Annotated in this window: 24 protein-coding genes; 14 read left to right on the forward strand and 10 right to left on the reverse strand. The window is 61.8% G+C overall.

From position 1 onward, the window contains the following. The 5 genes from ACYAS9_RS05310 to ACYAS9_RS05330 all read left to right on the forward strand — a co-directional run bounded on the left by ACYAS9_RS05310 (window position 1) and on the right by ACYAS9_RS05330 (window position 3,157). Window positions 1-279 (forward strand): DUF5629 family protein, encoded by a 279-nt coding sequence (locus ACYAS9_RS05310; protein ID WP_463567276.1) that lies wholly within the window; start codon window positions 1-3, stop codon window positions 277-279. Window positions 280-515: 236 nt separating this feature from the next. Beyond that, window positions 516-1,064, forward strand: a complete 549-nt coding sequence (locus ACYAS9_RS05315) for a hypothetical protein (protein ID WP_463567277.1) — start codon at window positions 516-518, stop codon at window positions 1,062-1,064. 65 nt (window positions 1,065-1,129) lie between these two features. Continuing rightward, complete coding sequence (locus tag ACYAS9_RS05320; protein ID WP_463567278.1) at window positions 1,130-2,305, forward strand: lactonase family protein; 1,176 nt, start codon at window positions 1,130-1,132, stop codon at window positions 2,303-2,305. A gap of 172 nt (window positions 2,306-2,477) precedes the next feature. Beyond that, window positions 2,478-2,666, forward strand: a complete 189-nt coding sequence (locus ACYAS9_RS05325; RefSeq protein ID WP_463567279.1) for a hypothetical protein — start codon at window positions 2,478-2,480, stop codon at window positions 2,664-2,666. 317 nt (window positions 2,667-2,983) lie between these two features. Continuing rightward, entirely contained in the window at window positions 2,984-3,157 is a 174-nt protein-coding gene (locus tag ACYAS9_RS05330; protein ID WP_463567280.1) for a hypothetical protein, read from the forward strand. Window positions 3,158-3,218: 61 nt separating this feature from the next. Here the strand turns inward: ACYAS9_RS05330 and acnB are convergent, their stop codons facing one another. Further along, complete coding sequence (gene acnB, locus ACYAS9_RS05335; protein ID WP_463567281.1) at window positions 3,219-5,828, reverse strand: bifunctional aconitate hydratase 2/2-methylisocitrate dehydratase; 2,610 nt, start codon at window positions 5,826-5,828, stop codon at window positions 3,219-3,221. 405 nt (window positions 5,829-6,233) lie between these two features. On the opposite strand from acnB, the gene ACYAS9_RS05340 reads away from it, so the two are divergent. Next, a complete protein-coding gene (locus tag ACYAS9_RS05340; RefSeq protein ID WP_463567282.1) occupies window positions 6,234-6,704 on the forward strand; it encodes a DUF1289 domain-containing protein in 471 nt (156 codons plus the stop codon). Here the strand turns inward: ACYAS9_RS05340 and ACYAS9_RS05345 are convergent. Further along, window positions 6,662-7,561, reverse strand: a complete 900-nt coding sequence (locus tag ACYAS9_RS05345; protein ID WP_463567283.1) for a universal stress protein — start codon at window positions 7,559-7,561, stop codon at window positions 6,662-6,664. The two genes, ACYAS9_RS05340 and ACYAS9_RS05345, sit on opposite strands and share 43 nt — an antisense overlap. A gap of 144 nt (window positions 7,562-7,705) precedes the next feature. Between ACYAS9_RS05345 and ACYAS9_RS05350 the strand changes: the two genes are divergently transcribed. The 5 genes from ACYAS9_RS05350 to ACYAS9_RS05370 all read left to right on the forward strand — a co-directional run bounded on the left by ACYAS9_RS05350 (window position 7,706) and on the right by ACYAS9_RS05370 (window position 13,168). Then, window positions 7,706-8,317, forward strand: coding sequence for a MiaE family protein (locus tag ACYAS9_RS05350; RefSeq protein ID WP_463567284.1), 612 nt, complete (start codon window positions 7,706-7,708; stop codon window positions 8,315-8,317). Between the two features lie 147 nt (window positions 8,318-8,464). Beyond that, window positions 8,465-8,953 carry a MarR family winged helix-turn-helix transcriptional regulator gene (locus ACYAS9_RS05355; protein WP_463567285.1) on the forward strand — a complete coding sequence of 163 codons (489 nt, stop codon included), beginning with the start codon at window positions 8,465-8,467 and terminating at the stop codon, window positions 8,951-8,953. Next, window positions 8,950-10,419: an efflux transporter outer membrane subunit gene (locus tag ACYAS9_RS05360; RefSeq protein ID WP_463567286.1), complete on the forward strand. Its 1,470-nt coding sequence runs from the start codon at window positions 8,950-8,952 to the stop codon at window positions 10,417-10,419. The genes ACYAS9_RS05355 and ACYAS9_RS05360 overlap by 4 nt, the downstream gene beginning before the upstream one ends. Before the next feature lie 5 nt (window positions 10,420-10,424). Then, entirely contained in the window at window positions 10,425-11,630 is a 1,206-nt protein-coding gene (locus ACYAS9_RS05365; RefSeq protein ID WP_463567287.1) for an HlyD family secretion protein, read from the forward strand. Continuing rightward, entirely contained in the window at window positions 11,630-13,168 is a 1,539-nt protein-coding gene (locus tag ACYAS9_RS05370) for a DHA2 family efflux MFS transporter permease subunit (RefSeq protein WP_463567288.1), read from the forward strand. The genes ACYAS9_RS05365 and ACYAS9_RS05370 overlap by 1 nt, the downstream gene beginning before the upstream one ends. Here the strand turns inward: ACYAS9_RS05370 and hpaI are convergent, their stop codons facing one another. The 8 genes from hpaI to ACYAS9_RS05410 form a co-directional block, all read right to left on the reverse strand. Then, window positions 13,169-13,969, reverse strand: a complete 801-nt coding sequence (gene hpaI, locus ACYAS9_RS05375; RefSeq protein WP_463567289.1) for a 4-hydroxy-2-oxoheptanedioate aldolase — start codon at window positions 13,967-13,969, stop codon at window positions 13,169-13,171. A gap of 149 nt (window positions 13,970-14,118) precedes the next feature. Beyond that, a complete protein-coding gene (gene hpaH, locus ACYAS9_RS05380; protein ID WP_463567290.1) occupies window positions 14,119-14,922 on the reverse strand; it encodes a 2-oxo-hept-4-ene-1,7-dioate hydratase in 804 nt (267 codons plus the stop codon). 12 nt (window positions 14,923-14,934) lie between these two features. Next, window positions 14,935-16,245: an MFS transporter gene (locus tag ACYAS9_RS05385; RefSeq protein ID WP_463567291.1), complete on the reverse strand. Its 1,311-nt coding sequence runs from the start codon at window positions 16,243-16,245 to the stop codon at window positions 14,935-14,937. 176 nt (window positions 16,246-16,421) lie between these two features. Further along, window positions 16,422-16,832, reverse strand: coding sequence for a 5-carboxymethyl-2-hydroxymuconate isomerase (locus ACYAS9_RS05390; protein WP_463567292.1), 411 nt, complete (start codon window positions 16,830-16,832; stop codon window positions 16,422-16,424). 72 nt (window positions 16,833-16,904) lie between these two features. Further along, window positions 16,905-17,828 (reverse strand): 3,4-dihydroxyphenylacetate 2,3-dioxygenase, encoded by a 924-nt coding sequence (hpaD, locus tag ACYAS9_RS05395; RefSeq protein WP_463567293.1) that lies wholly within the window; start codon window positions 17,826-17,828, stop codon window positions 16,905-16,907. A gap of 174 nt (window positions 17,829-18,002) precedes the next feature. Beyond that, window positions 18,003-19,463: a 5-carboxymethyl-2-hydroxymuconate semialdehyde dehydrogenase gene (gene hpaE, locus ACYAS9_RS05400; RefSeq protein ID WP_463567294.1), complete on the reverse strand. Its 1,461-nt coding sequence runs from the start codon at window positions 19,461-19,463 to the stop codon at window positions 18,003-18,005. Between the two features lie 5 nt (window positions 19,464-19,468). After that, the gene (locus tag ACYAS9_RS05405) at window positions 19,469-20,260 is read right to left on the reverse strand and encodes a fumarylacetoacetate hydrolase family protein (RefSeq protein ID WP_463567295.1); all 792 of its coding nucleotides are present in this window, start codon (window positions 20,258-20,260) and stop codon (window positions 19,469-19,471) included. Beyond that, window positions 20,257-20,928 carry a fumarylacetoacetate hydrolase family protein gene (locus ACYAS9_RS05410; protein WP_463567296.1) on the reverse strand — a complete coding sequence of 224 codons (672 nt, stop codon included), beginning with the start codon at window positions 20,926-20,928 and terminating at the stop codon, window positions 20,257-20,259. The genes ACYAS9_RS05405 and ACYAS9_RS05410 overlap by 4 nt, the downstream gene beginning before the upstream one ends. Window positions 20,929-21,124: 196 nt before the next feature. Here ACYAS9_RS05410 and hpaA point away from each other — a divergent pair, with 196 nt between their 5' ends. The 3 genes from hpaA to ACYAS9_RS05425 all read left to right on the forward strand — a co-directional run bounded on the left by hpaA (window position 21,125) and on the right by ACYAS9_RS05425 (window position 24,030). Then, entirely contained in the window at window positions 21,125-22,021 is an 897-nt protein-coding gene (gene hpaA / locus ACYAS9_RS05415) for a 4-hydroxyphenylacetate catabolism regulatory protein HpaA (protein ID WP_463567297.1), read from the forward strand. 85 nt (window positions 22,022-22,106) lie between these two features. Beyond that, window positions 22,107-22,529 carry a homoprotocatechuate degradation operon regulator HpaR gene (gene hpaR, locus ACYAS9_RS05420; protein ID WP_463567298.1) on the forward strand — a complete coding sequence of 141 codons (423 nt, stop codon included), beginning with the start codon at window positions 22,107-22,109 and terminating at the stop codon, window positions 22,527-22,529. Window positions 22,530-22,704: 175 nt separating this feature from the next. Further along, window positions 22,705-24,030, forward strand: coding sequence for an MFS transporter (locus ACYAS9_RS05425; RefSeq protein WP_463567299.1), 1,326 nt, complete (start codon window positions 22,705-22,707; stop codon window positions 24,028-24,030). Window positions 24,031-24,074 lie beyond the last annotated feature (44 nt).

Raw genomic sequence — 24,074 nt, forward strand, 5'->3', positions numbered from 1 at the left:
ATGACCACCTCTACCTTCCTGCAAACCCTGCAAGCGACCACCCTGCTTGAAGTCGACGGGCTGTATGCCTCGGACTTCAGCCTTGAAAACGGGCTGCAGATCGAATGCATGGACGGCCGCGCCCGCAAGGTCTGGACCTTCAGCGCCGAGCAAGTGCAGGCTGCCGCCTTTGACGAGTCGCTGCAAAGCTGGGTGATCAACGACGGTGAGTCCGATCACCGCGTGGTCTGCCTGGACGCTTTCAGCCCCAGCGATGACGAGGATGTCGATCTGGATTGATCCAGATCAATCTTTTGTTATCGCTCAACCACTAGACTGACCCGGCGTGCCGACCTTGCTGCTGTGCAGCGGGTCGCCATCGGGCGGTAGGGTGCCTGGATAACCGTTCCAGCCACTACACACGGACGTGCTTGCCTTTTCTTGCCTCGATCACGGGGCAACGACGTTTCATGCCCGGCTCATGCCGGTCGCTGCGCTTCATGAAATCGAGCGAACAAGAAAAACAGGGAGTTTCTATGTCTACCCACGGGTCTTCCCACGGTGCGTTGAGTCGCGCGCGGCTGTTGCCGACTTTTCTGGGCGTATTGCTGATGGTGCTGGGCCTGGTCCAGTTAATGGCCGGCTACAAGCTGGTCAGCCTCGGCGGCTCGTTCTTTTACCTGCTGTCCGGGCTGGCGCTGGCACTGTGCGGGGTCTTGCTGTTGCTGGCCCTGCGCCTGGCGATCTGGCTGTTCACCCTGTGCTTGTCACTGTTCACGGTCTGGTCACTGTGTGATGTGGGCCTTGACCGTCAGCAACTGATGCCGCGCCTGTTCATCTGGTTTCTGATCGGCCTGGTGCTGTTGCTGCCTGTGGTGCGCCAGGGACTCAAACCCATGCGCCGGCCATTCTCGATCGGCCATCTGGTGGTGGCGCTGGCGCTGACCGGTGTTTCCATTGACCCGTTGGCGCAGATCCGCCAGTACCGCCCGGATTATCGAGGGCTGGCAGCGTTGTTTATTCCGAGCATGGACGTGATGCCGCTGGCGCTGGAGGATACGAAGGTGTGGGGGCCTGAGGGGTAGTGTTGAACCTTGGTGAGGATGGCAGTGTCCTGAGTTGAACGTTTTACAATAAAAAGGAGCTCACCATGATCCGCCCATTGCTACCGTGGCTGGCCTTGGCCAGTGCGTTCAGTGTATTCAGCGCGCATGCCCAGGCGGCGCCCGCTGTTGAGTTGCTGGTCGGCACTTACACCCAGGGCGCCAGCCAGGGTATCTATCGCATGGGCTTCGATAGCCAGACCGGGCTGATCGAGATCAAGCCGCGCCAGATCGTGCAGACCGATAACCCGTCCTGGCTGACCTTGTCGCGTGAGGGTAATTACCTGTTTGCGGTCAACGAGAATGGCCCCGGGCAGCGGGATGAGCGGGGCAAGGTCAGCAGCTACGCCATTGACCCGGCCACCCGCGAGCTTACGGCGATCAATCAGGTGGCCAGCCAGAGTGACGAGCCGACCCATTCCAGCCTGAGCCCGGATCAGCGCTTTCTGTTTGTAGCCAATTACGCGGTACAGGCCAAGCCAGGCGGCTTGCTGGCAGTCGTGCCGGTCGGGGAGGGTGCTCAACTGGGTGATGTGGTACAGACACTGGGCCCTAACCCGCCGAGCAAGGTCAACCGCGAGCGCCAGGCTTCGTCGCATGTGCATGCGGTCGTGCCCAGCCCGGAGGGTCGCTATGTGATGGCCGCCGATCTGGGGGCTGACCGGCTGTATGTTTATCGCTATCACCAGAACCGTGCGCAACCGCTTGAGCGCGCTCCGGTGCCTGAAGTGGTGTTGCCCAAGGGCAGCGGGCCGCGGCATTTGCTGTTCAGTCGGGATGGCCGACATGCCTGGCTGACCCTGGAAATGTCGGCGCAGGTGGCGGTGTTCGATTATCAGGACGGTGTCTTTCGTCAGACCCAACTGGTCGACCTGAAAAGCGCTGGTGTGCAGCAAAGCCACGGTGCCAGCGGCCTGCATGCCTCGGCCGACGGGCGTTTTCTGTATGTGGCCAATCGCGGCGATGCCAATCAGTTGCTGGTGTTCAGCATTGATGCGGCCAACGGCACGCTCAAGGAAATCCAGCGGCGTTCGGTGGAGGGGCGTGAGCCACGTGAATTCAGCATCGATCCCAGCGGCCGGTTTCTGTTGATCGCCAACCAGAAAAGCAACCAGATCGTGACCCTGCGCCGCGACCCGCAGACCGGGCAATTGGGCGATATCGTCCAGGCGCTGGATTTCGATTCGCCTTCATCGCTGGTATTTCTGCCGGCGGCGCAGTGAATACTCAGGCTAAAAACCGCTCTGGCCCGCGTGTTACGGGGCCTGCGCTTACTATCAATCACACTGATAGAAGCTAGTGCCACAAAAGATTTTTGCAACAACCGCCTCGGGAGTAAGTTTGATCCATGGCCAACACGGTCCGGAACCTGAAACCACTTCCGAGGAATTACCCATGAACTTCAATATGTTTTCCATCATTGCCGCATCGGCCATCTCTGCCACCGTCGCGCTGCCTGCCAGTGCAAGTTCGGAAGTTGCCGAAAAAAGACTGCACACCACCCAGACCCAGAGCTACACCCCGCAATACCTGCAACAAAGCGCCAACTTCTACGCGGCGCTGGATCACAAAAGCGTTAAATGAAACATCGTTCACAATGAAGCTTTCGCGAGTTTGTTAGCCCACTTTCCTGGCGACCCCTGTCCATTGCGCGACAGACAACGCAGACCTCGTCGGCCAGCATGCTCGCGAAAGCTTCGCCACTGTTTTCAGGTACACCCTTATTTTCGTCATCCCCGCAGGGTACTCTCTGGCGGGGATGTTTTTTTGTGCGAGCAAAAGATTAAACGTTCAGGTTTTTCAGGCATCAATACTAGTGATCGCTGGTATGCAAAGACATGCTTTCTCATGGATCAACCTTTCAAGCACTCTGGTGCCACAGAAAGACGAGGAACCCAAACATGGCCACTGCACTGCTTCATTCGATCAAACAAGGCGCCTGGATTGCCATTGCCTTGTACGTGGTGTTCATTGCTGTGGTCACGGTGACCAGCATGAACCCGACCCTGAGCCCATCGCAGGCGCCCGTCGTGGTGCACAGCGCAGAACCGCCAACGGCGCAGCATGCGACCTGATCGGCACCCATAAAAAACCCCGCACGAGTGCGGGGTTTTTTTATTGCGTCATTTCAGTCGATCAAGCTTGAACGACCGGAATGTTGGCGCTGGCTGCTGCTTCACGGAACTCGGCGATCTGGTCGAAGCTCAGGTAGCGGTAGACGTCCGCTGCCATGGTATCGATCTGCTTGGCGTATTCCATGTACTCCTCGACGGTCGGCAGGCGACCCAGGATCGAGGCAACCGATGCCAGCTCGGCCGAAGCCAGGTAGACATTGGCGCCGTCGCCCAGACGGTTCGGGAAGTTACGGGTCGAGGTCGAGACCACGGTAGAGTTCGGCTCTACACGTGCCTGGTTACCCATGCACAGCGAGCAGCCTGGCATTTCCATGCGCGCGCCGGCCTTGCCGTAGATGCCGTAGTAGCCTTCTTCGGTCAGCTGGTGAGCGTCCATCTTGGTCGGCGGCGACAGCCACAGACGTGTTGGCAACTGGCCTTTGACCTTGTCCAGCAACTTGCCCGCTGCACGGAAGTGACCAATGTTGGTCATGCACGAACCGATGAACACTTCGTCGATCTTCTCGCCCTGTACGGAGGAGAGCAGACGGGCGTCATCCGGATCGTTCGGGGCGCAGAGCACAGGCTCCTTGATGTCCGCCAGGTCGATCTCGATGATCTCGGCGTATTCGGCGTCCGGGTCGGCAGCCAGCAGTTGCGGGTTGGCGATCCAGGCTTCCATCGCCTGAGCACGACGCTCCATGGTCCGCACATCGCCGTAGCCTTCGCTGATCATCCAGCGCAGCAGGGTGATGTTCGATTGCAGGTATTCGGCAATCGGTTTTTCCGGCAGCTTGATGGTGCAACCGGCAGCGGAACGCTCGGCCGAGGCGTCGGACAGTTCGAACGCTTGCTCGACAGTCAGCTCGTCCAGGCCTTCGATTTCCAGGATGCGGCCGGAGAAGGCGTTGATCTTGCCTTTCTTCTCGACAGTCAGCAGACCCTTCTGGATGGCGACGTAAGGGATGGCATGGACCAGATCACGCAGGGTGATACCGGGTTGCATCTTGCCTTTGAAGCGCACCAGGATCGACTCGGGCATGTCCAGCGGCATCACGCCGGTGGCAGCGGCGAAGGCGACCAGGCCGGAACCGGCCGGGAAGGAAATGCCGATCGGGAAGCGGGTGTGCGAGTCGCCGCCGGTGCCGACAGTGTCAGGCAGCAGCATGCGGTTCAGCCAGCTGTGGATGATGCCGTCGCCAGGGCGCAGGGACACGCCGCCACGGGTGCGGATGAAATCCGGCAGGGTGTGGTGGGTGGTGACGTCGATCGGCTTTGGATAAGCCGCAGTGTGGCAGAACGACTGCATGACCAAATCGGCGGAGAAGCCCAGGCACGCCAGGTCCTTGAGTTCGTCGCGGGTCATCGGGCCGGTGGTGTCCTGAGAACCGACGGTGGTCATCTTCGGTTCGCAGTAAGTGCCTGGACGCACGCCTTTGCCTTCCGGCAGGCCGCACGCCTTGCCGACCATCTTCTGCGCCAGGGTGTAGCCCTTGCCAGTATCGACCGGCGCTTCAGGCAGCTTGAACAGGTCGGTCGGGCCCAGGCCCAGTTCGGCACGGGCCTTTTCGGTCAGGCCACGGCCGACGATCAGCGGAATACGGCCACCGGCGCGGACTTCGTCCAGCAATACAGGGGTCTTGAGCTCGAAGGTGGTGATGACTTCTTCGCTGTCGTGCTTGCAGACCTTGCCCTGATGCGGGTAAAGGTCGATCACGTCACCCATGTTGATGTTGGAGACATCGAATTCAATCGGCAGGGCGCCGGCGTCTTCCATGGTGTTGTAGAAAATCGGCGCGATCTTGGTGCCGAAGCAGAAACCGCCGGCACGCTTGTTCGGCACGTACGGGATGTCATCGCCGAAGAACCACAGCACGGAGTTGGTTGCCGATTTACGCGAGGAACCGGTACCGACCACGTCACCTACGTAGGCGACCGGAAAGCCATCGCCGTACATCTGGGCGATCTGCTTCATCGGGCCGATAGAGCCTTGCGCGTCAGGGACGATGCCTTCACGGGCCATTTTCAGCATGGCCAGAGCATGCAGCGGGATGTCCGGGCGCGACCAGGCGTCGGGCGCAGGCGACAGGTCATCGGTGTTGGTTTCGCCGGTGACCTTGAATACGCGCAGGCTGATCTTGTCGGCCAGGGTCGGGCGCTTCTTGAACCACTCGCCATCGGCCCACGATTGCAGCACGGCCTTGGCATTGGCGTTGCCGGCCTTGGCTTTTTCAGCAACGTCGTGGAACGCATCGAACATCAGCAGGGTGTGCTTGAGCTGTTCGGCAGCGACAGCGCTCAGGTCGGCATCGTCGAGCAGTTCGACCAGGGTGGCGATGTTGTAGCCGCCCTGCATGGTGCCCAGCAATTCGGTGGCGCGCTTCTTGTCGATCAGCGGCGAGGTGGCTTCGCCCTTGGCCAGGGCCGACAGGAAACCGGCCTTGACGTAGGCAGCTTCGTCAACGCCTGGTGGAACGCGGTTGGTGATCAGGTCGACAAGGAAAGCTTCTTCGCCAGCCGGGGGATTTTTCAGCAGCTCGACCAGGCCTGCAGTTTGTTCGGCGTTAAGCGGCTGGGGCACGATGCCCTGGGCGGCACGCTCTTCGATATGTTTACGGTAGGCTTCAAGCACAGTATTACCCTCATCAGTGGTCCCAAATAGGGTGTCCGGGACGCTCATCCAGAAATTTTCCGTAGCCTGCGCATGTGAGTGCTTTTTGAGCACCCTGGCCAGGCTGACGGCAATTCCTTACGAAGCTGTTTTCAAAGTTTTACGCCTGCTGAACGGCTGGTGGGACAGTCGGTCGGCCATTCGTGATGAGGGAATGGCCGGGCCGACACCGGACGGCTGGAAAACTTGACTGTGCTCGTGACGCTTTGAAAACAGCTTCCGACGGACATTGGCGCCTTAAAAGGCCCGGTGATTCTACGGCAAAACTTCGGTAAAGGTAAGTTAGGCCCTACATCTTCTGGGGTGACCCTGGTTAGACAAAGGGCTAACATGGCCCCTCGTTCCACCAGTTGCTGCCCGCCGCTCATGCCAGATCAAATCATCAAGACGCCGTGCATCGGCCTTTGCTCCACTGTCTTTGGCGACCGTGTGTGCCGGGGTTGCAAGCGTTTTCACCATGAAATCGTCAACTGGAACGCCTACAACGAAGACGAGAAACGCGCCGTGTGGATGCGCCTCGAGCAGTTGCTGGTGCAGGTCATGACCGCCAAGCTCGAAGTGTTCGATGCCGAAAAACTGCGTGCGCAACTCATCCAGCGCAAGATCCGCTTTGTCGCGCACCAGTCCGAATATTGCTGGGCCTACCAGCTGATCGCCCGTGGCGCGCGGGTCATCAACCAGGTCGAGGCTTATGGTTTTGTGCTGCTGCCGGAGTTTCGTGACTGGGCCCTGCCGGATTTGCGCGACGCCATCGACCGCGAGTTTTTCCTGCTGTCCGATGCCCATTACGATCGCTATATCGCCCCGTCCTTTTTGCGCGAAGCACTGGGCACCTGACCCTGTAGCAACCCTTCCAGATGCTCGATGATCGCCTCGGTCTTGAGCACCAGCACGTCGCTTTCCAGCGTGTCGAGCACGACTTCGGCGGTATTGCCGATCAATACGCCGGAGATTCCGGTGCGGGCCACCGTGCCGATCACGGTCACCGCGGCATCGAGCCTGTGTGCCATCTGCGGGATCAGCACCTCGGCGGGCCCTTCAGTGATGTGCAACTGCTCATCGGGAATGTCGAAACGGCGCTGAAAGTCGCCGCACTGTTGCCGGTAGCGGGCCTCGATACTGTTTTTGAGTTCGGAGACGACATCATCGGCCGCCAGCATTGGCGAAGGGTGCGAACTGATCACATGCAACTCGCCCTTGGCCAGCAGCGCAATGGCATAGCCGTGATCGACAATCGCTTCATGCAGGGCCAGGTGCTGCGCCTCGCCATTACCGACATCCACCGCCGCCAGCACCACGCCGCCGGCCCAGGGCCGTGAAGTCTTGACCATCAACACCGGGCTTGGGCAGTAGCGCAGCAGTTTCCAGTCGTCGGGGGCGAGCAGGGCTTTCTTCAGCGGATTGTCGGGCCAGTGCTGCTTGATCACCAGGCCACAGCCCCTGGCCTGCTGGACCTTGATAATGGTCTTGTGGGTCGAGTCTTCCCAGTCCTGCTGGGCGCTGACGCTAAAGCCTTCCTTTTCCAGCGTGCGCTTGTGCTCGGTCAGCCATTGGGTGTGCGGCTGCTTGCGGTCACAGACCAGCAGGTGCAAATGCGCCTGTGTAACGCCTGCGATCAGGCGTGCGCGCTTGAGCGCCAGGCTATCGGGCCGGTCGGGGTCGAGAACCACCAGGATGCTGCGGACCGATTGCATGATGTTGCCCTCTACAAGCACGGTGTGTGCGAGTTCACTATAGCCGCCGCTGGCGGGGCTTGATCCTGATCAGCGTTTTTGTGTCGCCCGCTGTGCGCACCGCTCGTATAATGCGCCGCTTTGCCCAGTCGTCCTCGTGAGCCTATGTACCCGATCCCTGAAATCGAAGCCTTCTTGCTGTGCCGCACCCCCGACGCCTGGGTGCAGGCGGCACTGCGTAACCTGGATATCCTGCTGATCGACCACGCCAACAACGAAAAGAAGGCGGCCGGCGCGGCGTTTCAGTTCATGTTCCAGTACAACGACAAGTTCGATCTGCAGGCCAAGATGTCGCGTCTGGCGCGTGAAGAACTGCGCCACTTCGAGCAGGTCATCAGCCTGATCCGCAAGCGCCATATCCCCATGGCCAACATCAGCTCGGCGCGCTACGCCGGGGCTTTGCGCAAACGGGTGCGTAACCACAACCCTTATCGACTGACCGATGCGCTGATCGTCGGCGCCATCGTCGAGGCGCGTTCGTGCGAGCGCTTTGCCGCCTTGGTGCCGCACCTGGACGAAGAACTGTCGAAGTTCTACGCCAGCCTGCTCAAGTCCGAATCGCGGCATTTTCAGGACTACCTGAAGCTGGCCTATGCCTACGGCGAGAAGGCTGATGTCGATGCCAAGATCGAAGAAATTCGTCAGGCCGAGCGCGAACTGATCGAAAGCCCGGATGAGGATTTCCGCTTCCACAGCGGCGTGCCGATCGCGGCATAAGCCGCCCGGATTCACCCAGAACGACCGCCTCGCCGCCGGTCGTTTTTTTATGCCCTATTAATAAGCACGCTAACGAAAGCTTTGACATTAGCTGCTCAGGCAGTAATATTTTGCAATAACTGCCTAAGCAGCTTTTTCGGTGATCAATTGAAACATTTCTCGGCGGACAACTTCGATTCCAGCCTTATCGGCTTGCTGGTCGGGCGCACCAACGCCCTCAAGGACCGCATGCTGGATAAATACCTGGTGCCTTATGACCTGACCTTTGCCCAGTTCAAGGTGCTGATCATCATTGCCCAGTTTTCCTCCGACACCCCGGTTGAACTGTGCCGGCACCTGTCGCTGGACAGCGGCTCGATGACCCGCATGCTCGATCGCCTGGAACTCAAGGGTCTGGTGGTGCGCAGCCGCTCGGCCGCCGACCGGCGCCAGGTCAAAGTGGTGCTGACCGAGAAGGGCCAGACCATTGCCGACCTGTTGCCGAGCATCGGCGCCGATGCCATGAATGACACCTTTGCCGCTCTCGATGCGCAAGAAATCGACACCCTGCAACGTATTCTCACCAAGGTGCTGGTGGCCGCCGATGACCACATCACCCTGACGCGCCTGAGCTTCAAAGCGGTAGGTGGCAAATGAACAGGCGTCTAAGCGCACTCATGCTCGGCATCACGCTGGGCCTGGCCGGTTGCGCCAGTTACAAAGGCTTGCAGCCCGAGAGCCAGCGCCTCGAAGCCGAACACCTGCAAGCGGCCGCCAGCCTGCGCGACATTCCGTTGTCGGCGGCGGCCTGGCCCCGGGACGACTGGTGGAAAGGGCTGGGCGATGCGCAGCTCGACCAGTTGATTACCGAGGCCTTGCACGATAGCCCGGACATGCAGGTTGCCAGCGCCCGTGCGCACCAGGCCATGGCCGCCGCCTATGCCGCCGACGCCTCGCGCATGCCCGAGGTCGACGCCAACGCCAGCGTGACCCGATCCCGACTGGCGCGTGATCAAGACCCGTTGGGGCAGGGCGCGCGCTACAGCACGCTGCGCTCGTTGGGGCTCAATTTCAGTTACACCTTCGACTTGTGGGGCGGCCAGCGCGCCAATTGGGAAGCCGCACTGGGTCAGGCGCGCGCAGCCGAGGTCGACCGTCAGGCCGCCCGCCTGACGCTGGCCACCGATGTCGCACGCGCCTACAGCCAGCTCGCTCAGGCCCATGTGGTGCGTGATCTGGCCGCTGAAGACCTGCAACGCACGCGCAAAATGCTCGACCTGGGCAACAAGCGCCTGAGCTCCGGCATCGACAGCCAGTACCAGTATCAACAGACCCAGAGTCTGGAAGCCGGCGCCCAGGAAGCCATGCTCGACGCCGACAAGCGCCTGCGCAGTGCGCAAATCACCTTGGCAGTGCTGCTGGGCAAAGGACCGGATCGCGGCATCAGCCTGACCCGCCCTAATGTGCTGACGCCGGCCGTGGCGGCGCTGCCGTCGTCGTTGCCTGCCGAACTGCTGGGCCGTCGCCCGGACCTGGTGGCAGCGCGCTGGCGGGTCGAAGCCGCCGGCAAGGGCATCGAGGCGAGCAAGACGCGCTTTTACCCCAACCTCAATCTCAGCGCCGCGGCCGGCACCGAGTCGCTGCTGGGCGATGCACTGTTCGGCAACGCCAGCCGCTTCTTCAATATTCGTCCCACGGTGTCGTTGCCGTTGTTCGATGGCGGTCGCCTGCGCGCCGATCTAGATGCGCGCGACGCCGATTACGAGCTGGCCGTGGCGCAGTACAACAAAACCCTGGTGGCAGCACTGGGCCAGGTCAGCGATGACATCGGCCAGTTGCGTGACATCGACGGCCAGATCAAGGCCCGGCAACAGGCCACCGACATTGTCCGCCGTTCGTTCGACACCGCCACCGAGCGCTATGGCGCCGGCATCGGCAACTACCTCGATGTGCTGAGCAACGAGCAGCAACTGCTGCAATCGCAACGCCAGCTGGCCGACCTGAATGCCGAACGCATCGACCTCTCGATCCGCCTGATGCAGGCCCTGGGCGGCGGTTTTGTCGACGATCGATCCCCTGATGCTAAACCCCAGGCTCCAACCGCTTCGCAGACTACAAGGTAATCACCATGGCCACTGACGCTCCCGAATCTTCATCCGCCACCACTGCCAGGGATCAGGGCTCCGGCAAGCGCAAATTCCTGTTGCTGGGCCTGGCTGCGCTGGTGATTGCCGGCGGCCTGGGCGCCTGGGCCTGGCACGAACTGTATGGCCGTTGGGGCGAAAGCACCGACGACGCCTACGTGAACGGCAACGTGGTGGAAATCACCCCGCTGACCACCGGCACCGTCATCAGCATTGCCGCCGATGACGGCGATCTGGTCCGCGAAGGCCAGGTATTGCTCAAGTTCGACCCCAGCGACGCGCAAGTCGGCCTGCAAAGTGCCGAGGCCAATCTGGGCAAGGTCGTGCGCCAGGTGCGCGGCCTGTACAGCAATGTCGACGGCATGAAGGCGCAATTGGCGTCCCAGCGCGCCGCCGTGCAAAAGGCGCAGGACAACTACACGCGGCGGCGCAATCTGGCGGCCAGCGGGGCGATCTCGCAAGAGGAGTTGTCGCACGCCAAGGACGATCTGGTCAGCGCGCAAAGCGCTCTGAACAACGTTCAGCAACAACTGGCCAGCACTGTGGCGCTGGTCGATGACACAGAAATTTCTTCGCACCCTGACGTCAAGGCCGCCGCTGCACAGCTGCGTCAGGCCTGGCTGGCCAACGCGCGCACCACGCTGGTGGCGCCGGTGACCGGTTATGTGGCCAAGCGCAATGTGCAACTGGGCCAGCGCGTGCAGCCGGGCACCGCGACCATGGCGGTGATCCCGCTGGACCAGCTGTGGATCGATGCCAACTTCAAGGAGACCCAACTGGGCAAGATGCGCATCGGCCAGCCGGTGGAAATCCACGCCGACTTGTACGGCAGTGACGTGACCTACAGCGGCACCATCGACAGCCTCGGCGCCGGCACCGGCAGCGCGTTTGCCTTGCTGCCGGCACAGAACGCCACCGGCAACTGGATCAAGATCGTCCAGCGCGTACCGGTGCGCGTTCATATCAACCGTGACGAACTGGCCAGCCACCCGCTGCGCATCGGCCTGTCGACCACCGTCGATGTCGACCTGCACGACCAGAGCGGCCCGGTACTGGCCCAGCAACCGCCCAAACAGGCAAGCTTCAGCACCTCGGTGTATGACGAGCAACTGGCCGAGGCCGATGCGGTGATCGCCCGGCTGATTCACGAAAACAGCGCCGCTGGCGGCAAGACGGCGGCGCTGCGCTGATGAGCCAGAACGCTCCCGCTTCATTCACGCCGCCGAGCCTGCTGATGTGCACCATCGGCCTGTCGCTGGCGACCTTCATGCAGGTGCTCGACACCACCATCGCCAACGTGGCCTTGCCGACCATTTCCGGCAACCTGGGCGTGAGTTCCGAGCAGGGCACCTGGGTCATCACCTCGTTCGCGGTGAGCAACGCCATCGCCTTGCCGCTGACCGGCTGGCTGAGCCGGCGCTTCGGTGAGGTCAAGCTGTTCATCTGGGCCACGCTGCTGTTCGTGCTGGCTTCGTTTTTGTGCGGCATCTCGCAGTCGATGCCGGAGCTGGTCGGTTTCAGGGTGCTGCAAGGCGTGGTCGCCGGGCCCTTGTACCCGATGAGCCAGACCTTGCTGATCGCCATTTATCCACCGGCCAAGCGCGGCATGGCGCTGGCGCTACTGGCGATGGTCACGGTGGTGGCGCCCATTGCAGGGCCGATTCTCGGCGGCTGGATCACTGACAGTTACAGCTGGCCGTGGATCTTCTTCATCAATATCCCGATTGGCCTGTTTGCCGCTTTTGTGGTCAAGACGCAAATGGCCAAGCGACCGGTGAACACCAGTCGCCAGCCGATGGACTATATCGGCCTGTTGACCCTGATCATCGGCGTCGGCGCCTTGCAGGTGGTGCTCGACAAGGGCAACGACATGGACTGGTTCGAGTCGGACTTCATCGTCTTTGGCACGTTGATTTCGGTGGTCGCGCTGGCGGTGTTCGTGATCTGGGAAATGACCGATCGCCATCCGATCGTCAACCTGCGGCTGTTCGCCTACCGCAACTTCCGTATCGGCACGATCGTGCTGGTGTGTGGCTATGCCGGGTTCTTCGGCATCAACCTGATCCTGCCGCAATGGCTGCAGACACAGATGGGCTACACCGCGACCTGGGCAGGCCTGGCCGTGGCGCCGATCGGTATCCTGCCGGTCTTGATGTCGCCGTTCGTGGGTAAATACGCGCACCGTTTCGACCTGCGCCTGCTGGCCGGGCTGGCATTTCTGGCGATGGGCCTGTCGTGCTTCATGCGCTCCGGCTTCAACAGCGAAGTCGACTTTGCCCATGTGGCGCTGGTGCAGATGTTCATGGGCATTGGCGTGGCGCTGTTCTTCATGCCGACCCTGACCATCCTGCTGTCGGACCTGCCGCCGCAACAGATCGCCGACGGCTCGGGCCTGGCGACCTTCCTGCGCACGCTGGGCGGCAGCTTTGCGGCGTCACTGACCACCTGGATCTGGATTCGCCGTGCCGATCAGCACCATGCGTACTTGAGCGAGCACATCAGCACCTTCGATCCGGTCACCCGCCAGACCCTCGACAGCCTGGGCGGTGCCAGCCCGCAGGCCTATGCGCGGCTGGAACAGACCCTCAACAGCCAGGCCTACATGATGTCGACGGTGGATTATTTCTACATGCTGGCCTGGCTGTTCATGGGGCTGATCCTGCTGGTATGGCTGGCCAAACCACCGTTTACCGCCAAGGCGGGCCCGGCGGCACAGGGCGGGCATTGATCAATAAACCCCGCCATCACGGGTCGGTGCCGGAGCGTCCTTGAAGGTTGCGGCCAGCGTTTGCAGGCCGCGCATCAGCACCGTGGTGTCGACACCGACCGCCACGAATTTTGCGCCCAGCTCGATATAGCGCCGCGCCAGTTTCTGGTCGGCGCTTAATATGCCCGCCGCCTTGCCGGCCTTGCCGATGCGCACAATCGCGTCTTCAATCGCGGCCTGCACTTCGGGGTGACCGGGGTTACCGCGATGGCCCATCGCAGCGCTCAGGTCGGCCGGTCCGATGAATACGCCATCCACGCCGTCCACCGCCACGATGGCGTCCAGATTGGCCAGGCCTTCGAGGTTTTCGATCTGCACCAGCAGGCACATCTGCTCATCGGCTTTATCGAGATAGCCGGGAATGGTGTTCCAGCGCGAAGCCCGCGCCAGCGCGCTGCCGACCCCGCGCACGCCGCTGGGCGGGTAGTGGATGGCACGCACCAGCTCACGCGCCTGCCCGGCGCTTTCGACCATCGGCACCAGCAGCGTCTGGGTACCGATGTCGAGAATCTGCTTGATCAGCGCGGTATCACCGATCACCGGACGAATCACCGCCTGGCTCGCATACGGCGCCACCGCCTGCAACTGGCCCAGCAGGCCGCGCAGATCATTGGGCGCATGCTCGCCGTCGATCAACAGCCAGTCGAACCCGGCATTGGCGGCAAGCTCCGCACAATACGGATCGGCCAGACCCAGCCACAACCCGATCTGCGCCGGGCCGGATATCAGGCGTTGTTTGAAAGTATTGATGGGCATATCCATTGTTCACTCCTGAAATATAACCCCCCCGTAGGAGCGCGCTTGCCCGCGACGGAGTGCGCTAGCGCTCGCAAAATCTCGGAAACGCCACACATTTACGACTGCTAACGCAGCCGGTCGCGGGCAAGCGCGCTCCTACCGGGGGAGGTGATTCAAATAAACCGACAGGCGATGCTGCCGAGCTGGTCGTAGTCGACGTGGAAGGTGTCGCCGGGGTTGGCCGCCACCGGGCGGGTGAACGAGCCGCCGAGGATGATCTGCCCGGCTTCAAGGGTGACGTCGTACGGCGCCAGTTTGTTCGCCAGCCACGCCACGCCCTTGGCCGGGTGGTTGAGTACGGCAGCGGAGACGCCGGACTCTTCGATCACGCCGTTGCGGTACAGCACCGCAGGCACCCGGCGCAGGTCGATGTCGTTGGCGCGTACCGGGCGGCCGCCCATGACCACGCCGGCATTCGCGGCGTTGTCGGAGATGGTGTCGAACACCTTGCGGGTGACCTGGGTCTGCGGGTCGACCTGCTGGATACGCGCATCGATGATTTCCAGCGCCGGCACCACCCATTCGGTGGCGTCCAGCACATCGAAGATCGTCACGTTCGGGCCCTTGAGCGGCTTGCCGAGGATAAACGCCAGCTCCACTTCAACGCGCGGCACGATGAAGCGGTTGAACGGGATATCGGTGCCTTCGTCGAAGAACATGTCGTCGAGCAGGGCGCCGTAATCGGGTTCGGTAATGTTGGAGGACACCTGCATGGCGCGTGAGGTCAGGCCGATCTTGTGGCCGACCAGCTTGCGCCCGTCACGGATCTTGCGCTCGACCCAGGCGCGCTGGATGGCGTAGGCGTCGTCGATGGTGATGTCGGGGTATTGCAAGGAAAACTGGCCCACCTGCTCGCGGGAGCGTTCGGCCTGGTCGAGCCGTTCGGCGGCTTGCTGGATGAGGTTTTTATCGAGCATCGGAGGCGTTCCTTATTGCGGATTGACGATGGCGGCGGGGGTGCGCATGACCAGCAGGCCGCCCAGGGCGATCAGCAGGGCCAGCACATAAAGGGCCAGGCTGGCGCTGTGGGTGGTGTCGCGCATCCAGCCGATCAGGTAGGGCGCGAGAAACGAGGCGATGCTGCCGAACGAGCTGATCAGGCCGATGCCGGCTGCTTGAGTACCGCTCGACAGGAACGCCGGCGGCAGTTGCCAGAACATCGGCAAGGCAGCGCTGGCGCCCATGCCGGCGATGATCAGCGCGGCCAGCACCGCAAGGCCGTTACCCGGCGCGATGCCGGCGGCGGCAATGCCGAAGGCGCACATCAACAGCGGCACGCACAGGTGCCAGCGGCGTTCGCGATGACGGTCCGAAGAGCGGCCGCAGGCGAGCATGAAAAATACCCCGGCCAGGTACGGAATGGCGCTGAGCAAGCCGACCATGCTGTCGCGGGCGATGCCGGCGCCGTGGATCAGGGTCGGCATCCAGAACGCTAATGTGTTGACCGCGAGCATCACCGCAAAGTAGACCGCCACCAGCAGCCAGACATGGCCGTCGCGCAGAATGCCGGCGAACGAGGTGATGGTCTTGCGCTGCTCTTCGGCGTGCAGTTCCTCGCCCAGACGGGCTTTCTGTTCGTCGCTCAGCCAGTTCACTTGCTCGAAGCGCTCCGGCAGCACGCGCCAGACCAGCAGGCCGAGCAGCACCACCGGCGAGCCTTCAAGCAGAAACATCCACTGCCAGCCGCGCAGGCCGCCGGCATTGTTGAGGCCCTCCAGAATCATCCCGGACAACGGCCCGCCGATCACGCCGGCCATCGGCACGGCAATGGCGAACAGCGCGGTGATCTGTGCCCGGCGCCCGGCCGGGTACCAGCGGTTCAGGTACACCAGAATGCCGGGGAAGAAACCCGCCTCGGCGACCCCCAGCAGAAAGCGCAGGGTGTAGAAACCACTGGCGCTTTCGACCAGCAGCATGCCGGTGGACATCACGCCCCAGACCACCATCAGCGTGGCAATCCAGCGCCGTGGCCCGATGCGGTCCAGGGCCAGGTTGCTCGGCACGCCGAACAGCGCATAAGCGACGAAAAACAGCCCGGCACCCAGGCCATAAACCGTATCGCTGAAGTGCAGGTCGGTGCTCATCTGCATCTTGGCAAAGCCGATGTTGATGCGGTCCAGATGGGCGAACAGGTAACACACCAGCAGCAACGGCATCAGCCGCCAGGTCACGGTGCGGTGGGTTGAATCGCTGACGGCACGAGGCGTGTCGAGTGTCGAGACAGGGAGAACAGTGCGCATGATCTTGTACTTTTTATGGGTGAAACTGCACAGGGAAAAGCTACGTCTGCGTTATGTGTTACACCGCGTCGCAGGACCGGCTTTAGCCGGGAACGGTATCGCTGCGATTCCCGACTGAAGTCGGTCCTACGTGTATTCCAACACGCGATTGGGGCATAACACAGGAGCCGCCGGGTTCAGGTGTTCTTGTTGAACAGCGGATGCAGGCTGCTGTGTTTACCGTCGTAGACCTGACCGCCGCTTTCGTCGATCTGCAAGGTGATGCCCAGCGGGCGTTGCTGCACGATCGGGTCCAGATGCGTTTTCAGTACCGCCAGCAGGCTGTCGCCCACCGTCTTGTGTACCGCCGCACTGCGGCCTGCGGCCATGCGCAGGTTGGCGTAAATGAATCCGTAGTCACCTTTGCCGTCGGCCACCGCGCTGTGGGCGGCGGGGTAGGCCAGCACGCGGGTGCCGCCGGTGGGAAACACGGCCTTGCCGCTGTCGTCACGCTGTTCCAGCATGGCGTCGGCCAGCGCACGGCACAGGCCGGTCATGTCGGCGTCGCGTTCCAGGTCCTGGGTGTAGAGCAGTACCAGATGAGGCATGGTGGTGGTCTCCATAAGGTGGTTTTACAACCGGCTGCCATTACAATCGGCTGCCATTACAGCCGACTGCCATTACAACCGACTGGTAGAAACCACGGCTGCCGGGTTGGCGGCCTGTGCTGCCGGGATGGCCGAGCCGTCCTGCGGGGTCACCGGGAACAGGGCGTTTATCTGCCCGGTGCCCGAGGAGCCGAAGTAGGGCGTGAGCACTTCGACGTTGCCGTCGTAGTTCGACCAGCCCAGCGCGCCGAGCAGCATCGCGGTGTCATGCATGAAGCCTTCACCGTGACCCTTGGCGGCGTATTCGGGCAGCATGCCGCAGAACTCCGGCCACTCGGCGTTCTCCCACATCTTCACTACACGGTGATCGAGGGTCTCCAGGAACGGGCTCCAGACCTTGGTCGAGAAGTCCGGCGCCTGGCCGTTCTGGGCAAAACGGTGGGTCAGCGAGCCGCTGGCCAGAAACGCCACCGTGCCGTCGTAGTGATCCTCGACCGCCTTGCGCATCGCCCAGCCCAGGCGCGCGCTGTCGTTGAGGTAGTGCGAAGTACACAGCGCCGAGACCGAAATCACCTTGAAGTGCTGGTCCTGGTTCATGTAGCGCATCGGCACCAGCGTGCCGTATTCCGGACCGAGGGTGGTGGCGTGGTGGGCCATGGTCTCGACATTGAAACGGTTGCACTCTTCGGCCAGCAACAGGCCCAGCTCCTTGTTGCCCGGAAACTCGTACTCCATGTTGCTGATGAAATGCGGCAGCTCGTTGCTGGTGTACACGCCCTTGTAATGCGGGCCGCACAGCACGTGGTAATTGGCATTGACCAGCCAGTGAGTGTCGAACACCACAATGGTGTCCACGCCCAGTTCGCGGCAACGCCGACTGATCTCGTAATGGCCGTCGATGGCCGCCTGACGAAAGCCCTGGCGCGGGCCTGGCAATTCAGACAGGTACATCGACGGAACGTGAGTGATCTTGGCAGCTAAAGCGAGTTTGCCCATGGTGCTTCTCCGATTGTTCTTATTAACGCCCCCCCTGTAGGAGCGCGCTTGCCCGCGACCGAGTGCGTAGCGCTCGCAGAAATTGATTAAACGCCACAAATTTACGACTGCTACGCAGCCGGTCGCGGGCAAGCGCGCTCCTACACAGGTCGGTGTCCGCAGGCCAGGCCAGTTTTAGATCCCCCAACGCGGGATGTGGTGGCTGCCCATGGATATACACACGTTCTTGATCTCGGCAAACACCTCGAAGCTGTACTGGCCACCTTCGCGACCGGTGCCAGAGCCTTTGACGCCGCCGAACGGCTGGCGCAGGTCGCGTACGTTCTGGCTGTTGATGAACACCATGCCCGCTTCGATGCCGTAGGCCAGGCGGTGGGCCTTGCCGATGTCCTGGGTCCAGATGTAGGAAGCCAGTCCGTATTCGGTGTCGTTGGCCAGTTGCAGCGCTTCGGCTTCGTCCTTGAACGGGATCAGGCAGACCACCGGGCCAAAGATTTCTTCCTGGGCGATGCGCATCTTGTTGTTCACATCGGCGAACACGGTGGGCTGGATGAACTGCCCGCGAGCCAGGTGCGCCGGCAAATTGGCCGGACGTTCCAGACCGCCGGCCAGCAGGGTCGCGCCTTCTTCCAGGCCGATCCTGATGTAGCCGGTGACCTTGTCGTAGTGGGCCTGGGTGATCATCGAGCCTACTTGAGTTTTCGGGTCCTGCGGGTCACCGACAATCAGGCGTTTGGCGCGGGCAGCGAATTCGGCAACGAATTGCGGGTACACGCTTTCCTGAATGAAGATCCGGCTGCCAGCGGTGCAGCGCTCACCGTTCAGCGAGAAGATGGTGAACAGTGCGGCGTCCAGCGCGCGCTCAAGGTCGGCGTCTTCAAAGATCAGTACCGGTGACTTGCCGCCCAGTTCCATCGAGTACTTTTTAAGGCCGGCGGTCTGCATGATCTTCTTGCCGGTGGCGGTGCCGCCGGTGAACGAAATGGCGCGCACATCGGGGTGGCGAACCAGCGCGTCGCCGGCGGTGGCGCCGTAGCCCTGAATCACGTTGAGCACACCATTGGGAATACCGGCCTCGACCGCAAGGCGGCCCAGCTCGTTGGCAGTCAGCGGCGACAGCTCGGACATCTTCAGCACCGCCGTGTTGCCCAGCGCCAGGCATGGCGCGGTCTTCCAGGTGGCGGTCATGAACGGCACGTTCCACGGCGACACCAGACCACACACGCCCACCGGCTGGTACAGGGTGTAGTTGAGCATCTGGTCGTCGACCGGGTAGCTGTGGCCGTCCATGCGTGTGCAGACTTCAGCGAAGAAATCGAAGTTGTGCGAGGCACGCGGGATCAGCACGTTCTTGGTCTGGTGAATCGGCAGGCCGGTGTCCAGCGTCTCCAGCTCGGCCAGGTGCGGCACGTTCTGGTCGATCAGTTCGCCGAGCTTGCGCATCAAGCGTGCGCGTTCCTTGGCCGGGGTGTTGGCCCATTTCGGGAACGCCTCCTTGGCCGCTGCAACCGCCTGGGCCACTTCTTCGGCGCCGCCGCTGGCGACTTCGCCAATGGCTTCACCGGTGGCCGGGTTGTAGTTGACGAACACGTCTTTGCTTTCGACCTCACGGCCATTGATCCAGTGCTTGATCATGCGGTTCACGCCTCTTGTTGTTGGGTTTGCAGGGCGAAGAACTCCGCTTCGCTGACAATACGGTTGACCAGACGGCCCACGCCTTCGACTTCCACCACCACTTCATCGCCTGGCACCACATCGGCCAGGCCTTCGGGCGTACCGGTGGCGATCATGTCGCCCGGTTGCAGGGTCATGAAGCCGGACAGGTATTCGATCAGGAAGGGGATGTCGAAAATCATGTCTTTGGTGCTGCCTTCCTGTTTCAGCTCACCGTTGATCCAGGTGCGCAGCTTCAGGTCGGAGGTGTCCGGCACATCGCTGACATCGACGATGAACGGGCCGACCGGCGTGGTCGCGTCGCGGTTTTTCACCCGCAGGTTGGGCCGGTAGTAGTTCTCGAGGTAGTCACGGATGGCGTAGTCGTTGCACACCGTGTAGCCGGCCAGGTACTCAAGCGCGTCCTCACGCTTGACGTTACGCGCGACCTTGCCGATCACCGCCACCAGCTCGCACTCGTAGTGCATGTACCTGACGTTGTCCGGGCGCCAGGTGACCTGGTTGTGGCCGGTGTAGGTGCCGGGCGATTTGACGAAGGCCAGCGGCTCGGTCGGCGGCGCGAAGGCCAGTTCCGCGGCGTGATCGGCGTAGTTAAGCCCTAAGGCAAACATGTTGCCGGTGGCCGGAGGCAGCCACTGCACCTGGTCCTCGGCAATCAGTCGGCCATCGGCCAGGCGTACGGCCAACGCTCCGGCATCGCCGGCTTCGACGGTGACGGCATGCACCTGGCCTTCAAAACCAATGCGGGCGTGTTTCATGGGCGCGACTCCTCGGCGACGATGCTGTTGCTCAAGCGGCCGAGGCCGGTGATCTCGACCGTCACGCGGTCGCCGGGGACCACGTCGACGCGGCCTTCGGGAGTGCCGGTGATCAGCACATCGCCTTCGTGCAGGGTCATGAATTCACTGATTTCAGCAATCAGTTGCTGAACATTGCGCACCCAGTTGGCCGTGGTGTTCTCTTGGCGCAGTTCATCGTTGACGAACAGCTTGAGGGGCAACTGACCGGGGTCTTGAACCTGATCGGCGGGCACCAGTTCAGGGCCCAGTGCGCAGAAGCCGTCACGGCATTTGGCTTTGACGGCAGGGCGGTAATAGCTGTCTTCCGGCAGGCTGAATTCATTGACGATCACGTAACCGGCCACATGCGCCAGAGCGTCGGCCTGGCTGACCCGGCTGGCGGATTTACCGATCACCACGCCCAGCGCCGGCCCCGGTTGCAGGCGCTCGATGCCCGCCGGATAGACCACCGCACCGTCATGGCTGTTGCGGGTGTTGGGGGTCTTGATGAACAGCACCGGTTTGACCGGCGGCTGCTGATAGGGCGCTTGGGCAAATTCGGCGAGGCGTTGCTCCAGCAAGCCCTGGTAGTTCAGCGCTACGCCGAACAGGGTGCCGTTGGCAACGTCGTGCAGGGCACGGCTCATGCTTTTCTCCTGGCGGTGACCTGACAGCGGCTGCCGGGTCGGTGATTTTGTTAATGTGTTAACTTTATAAGTTAAGATGTTAACGATCGTCAAGTGCGAAGCGCAGCGACGCTGTTCGAACCCTGAAAAAAGGCGGACCATAGGCCCAGGCTTGATGCCCGCGAAGAACAAGAACGACAAGAAAGAGAGCCATCCGATGAACGATCGACAGCCGATCCCTAACATCAACATTGGCAAGGTCTACGACCAGCGCTACAGCGACGCCGAGGTGCACTACGACAAACTCGGCAACCTGGCCGGCTTTTTCGGTCGCAACATGCCGGTGCATCGCCATGACCGTTTCTTTCAGGTGCACTACGTCAACAGCGGCACAGTGCGGGTGTATCTGGACGACCAGCAGTACGTCGAATCCGGGCCGATGTTTTTCTTGACGCCGCCCACCATCCCGCACTCGTTCGTCACCGAGCCCGACAGCGACGGCCATGTGCTGACTGTGCGTCAGCAGCTTGTGTGGGCACTGATCGAAGCCGACCCGACGCTGGCGCCCGGTGCGCAATTGCCGGCCGCCTGTGTAGCGTTGTCGCGGCTGGGGCCGGAATTTGCCGGCGAGATTCGCCGCCTGGAGTTTCTGTTCGAAGAACTGCGCGAGGAAATCAACGGCCAGCGCGCCGGGCGCGGTTCGGCGCTGGACAGCCTGACCCAGTTGATCATGACCAGCCTGCTCAGGCTCTGCGCGCGTTCGTTGCAGGCGCAGCCGGCGCGGCATGAAGACCTGCAGATTTTTCATCGTTTCAATGAGCTGATCGAAGCCCATTACCAGCAGCACTGGTCGCTGTCGCGTTACGCCAGCGGCATTGGCGTGACCGAAGCGCGGCTCAACGATGTCTGCCGGCGCATCGCCGACTTGCCGTCCAAGCGCCTGATTCTCGAACGCCTGATGCAAGAGGCGCGGCGCCTGTTGTTGTTCACCGGGCTGTCGGCCAACGAGATCTGCTATCGCCTGGGCTTCAAGGACCCTGCGTATTTCAGCCGCTTCTTTCACCGTTACGCCGGCATGACACCGGGCGAGTATCGGCAGCGGCAACCGGCATAAGCACGGCCAACTGTTCGTTTACTTGTTAATTACGTGTCGGCTATAGTCCCGGCCCACAGCCTGATTACCCGAACCGCGAATGCTCATGCCCATCCCAAGACCTTCCCTGACCCTTACCCTGCTACAGGCCCGCGAGGCGGCGATGGCGTTTTTTCGCCCGTCGCTCAATGAGCACGGCCTGACCGAACAACAATGGCGGGTCATTCGTATCCTGCGCCAGCAGGGCGAGATGGAAAGCCACCAGCTGGCCGATCAGGCCTGCATCCTCAAACCGAGCATGACCGGCGTATTGGCACGCCTGGAACGCGATGGCATCGTGCGGCGCTGGAAACCGGCCCACGATCAGCGGCGCATGCTGGTCGGCCTGACCGAGCAGGGCCAGCAGTGCTTCGTTTCGATGAGCGAAGACATGGAGCGCAACTACCAGCGCATCCAGGCGCAGTTCGGCGAAGAAAAGATGCAGCAACTGCTTGAATTGCTGCGTGATCTCAAGCGTATCGAGCCCTGATTCATACGTGAGCCTGGCCAGCGCAATGTCGGCCAGGCGATTGCCGTTGTGCGTACGCCTGACAAAACCCCATTCCTGCTGTGCAAACCTCCAAAGCGTTTTTGTTGACGCCCTCTTATGATCGACTGGCTGCCCCGCAAGCTTCATAAAAACAACAAGCTCTGAGGAACACACCATGTCCAACTCGCCGATTCGCGAGGCTGATGACGTGCAAGGCAATCAGGTCTATCGCCTGATCACGCTGCGTCTGATCCCCTTTATCTTCATCTGCTATCTGTTCAACTATCTGGACCGCGTCAACGTCGGTTTTGCCAAGTTGCAGATGCTCGATGCCCTGAATTTCAGTGAAACGGTATACGGCCTGGGGGCCGGGATCTTTTTCATCGGCTATGTGTTGTGCGGGCTGCCAAGCAATCTGGCGCTCAACCGTTTCGGCCCACGGCGCTGGATCGGCCTGATGATGATCACCTGGGGCACGTTTTCGACCTGTCTGCTGTTCGTCACTACACCGGTCGAATTCTATGTATTGCGCTTTCTGACCGGCATGGCCGAAGCCGGCTTCTTCCCCGGCATCGTGTTGTACCTGTCGCGCTGGTACCCCAACCAGCGCCGCGGCAGGATCATGGCGCTGTTCATGTGCGCCATCCCGGTGTCGGGCCTGCTCGGCGGGCCGTTCTCTGGCTGGATTCTCAACCACTTCGCACTGGGCCAGGGCGGCATGCAGGGCTGGCAGTGGATGTTCCTGATCCAGGGCTTGCCGACCGTTGCGCTGGGCGTAATGGCTTTCAAACTGCTGTGCGACAAGGTCGAAGACGCCGCCTGGCTGACCCCCGAGCAACGTCAGCGGGTCAAGACCGATGTGGCCAACGATGAGCTGAACCGCCCCAAACAGACCAACACCTCGGTGGCCAGCGTGCTGACCATGCCGATTATCTGGATTCTGGGCTTTATCTACTTCTGCATTCAGAGCGGCGTCTACGCGATCAACTTCTGGCTGCCCTCGATCATCAAGAACCTGGGGTTCAGCGATGCCTTGGTGATTGGCTGGATCAGTGCGATTCCGTACCTGCTGGCCGGTGTGTTCATGCTGCTGGTCGGTCGCTCGGCCGACTTGCGTAACGAGCGCCGCTGGCATCTGGTGGTGCCGATGCTGATGGGCGCGGCCGGGCTGATCATCGCCGCCAACTTCGCCACGGTGCCGGTCATCGCCATTGCCGGCTTGTGCATCGCAACCATGGGCGCACTGACCGGTCTGCCGATGTTCTGGCCACTGCCCACCGCGCTGCTGAGCGCCAGCGTGGCGGCGGGCGGGCTGGCACTGATCAACTCGATCGGGCAGATGGCCGGCTTTCTCAGCCCGTACCTGGTGGGCTGGATCAAGGACCAGACCGGCTCGACGACCATGGCCCTGTATTCGCTGGCCGCATTGACCATCGTCGGCAGCCTGGTTGCCCTGCGCCTGAGCCGGCCATCGGCCGCCCGCACGGCGGCGACGGCCTGACGGCTTGCTGTAATGGAATACGTAGGAGCGAGCGATAGCTCGCG

This window comes from Pseudomonas sp. HP_08 (genome assembly GCF_055284095.1).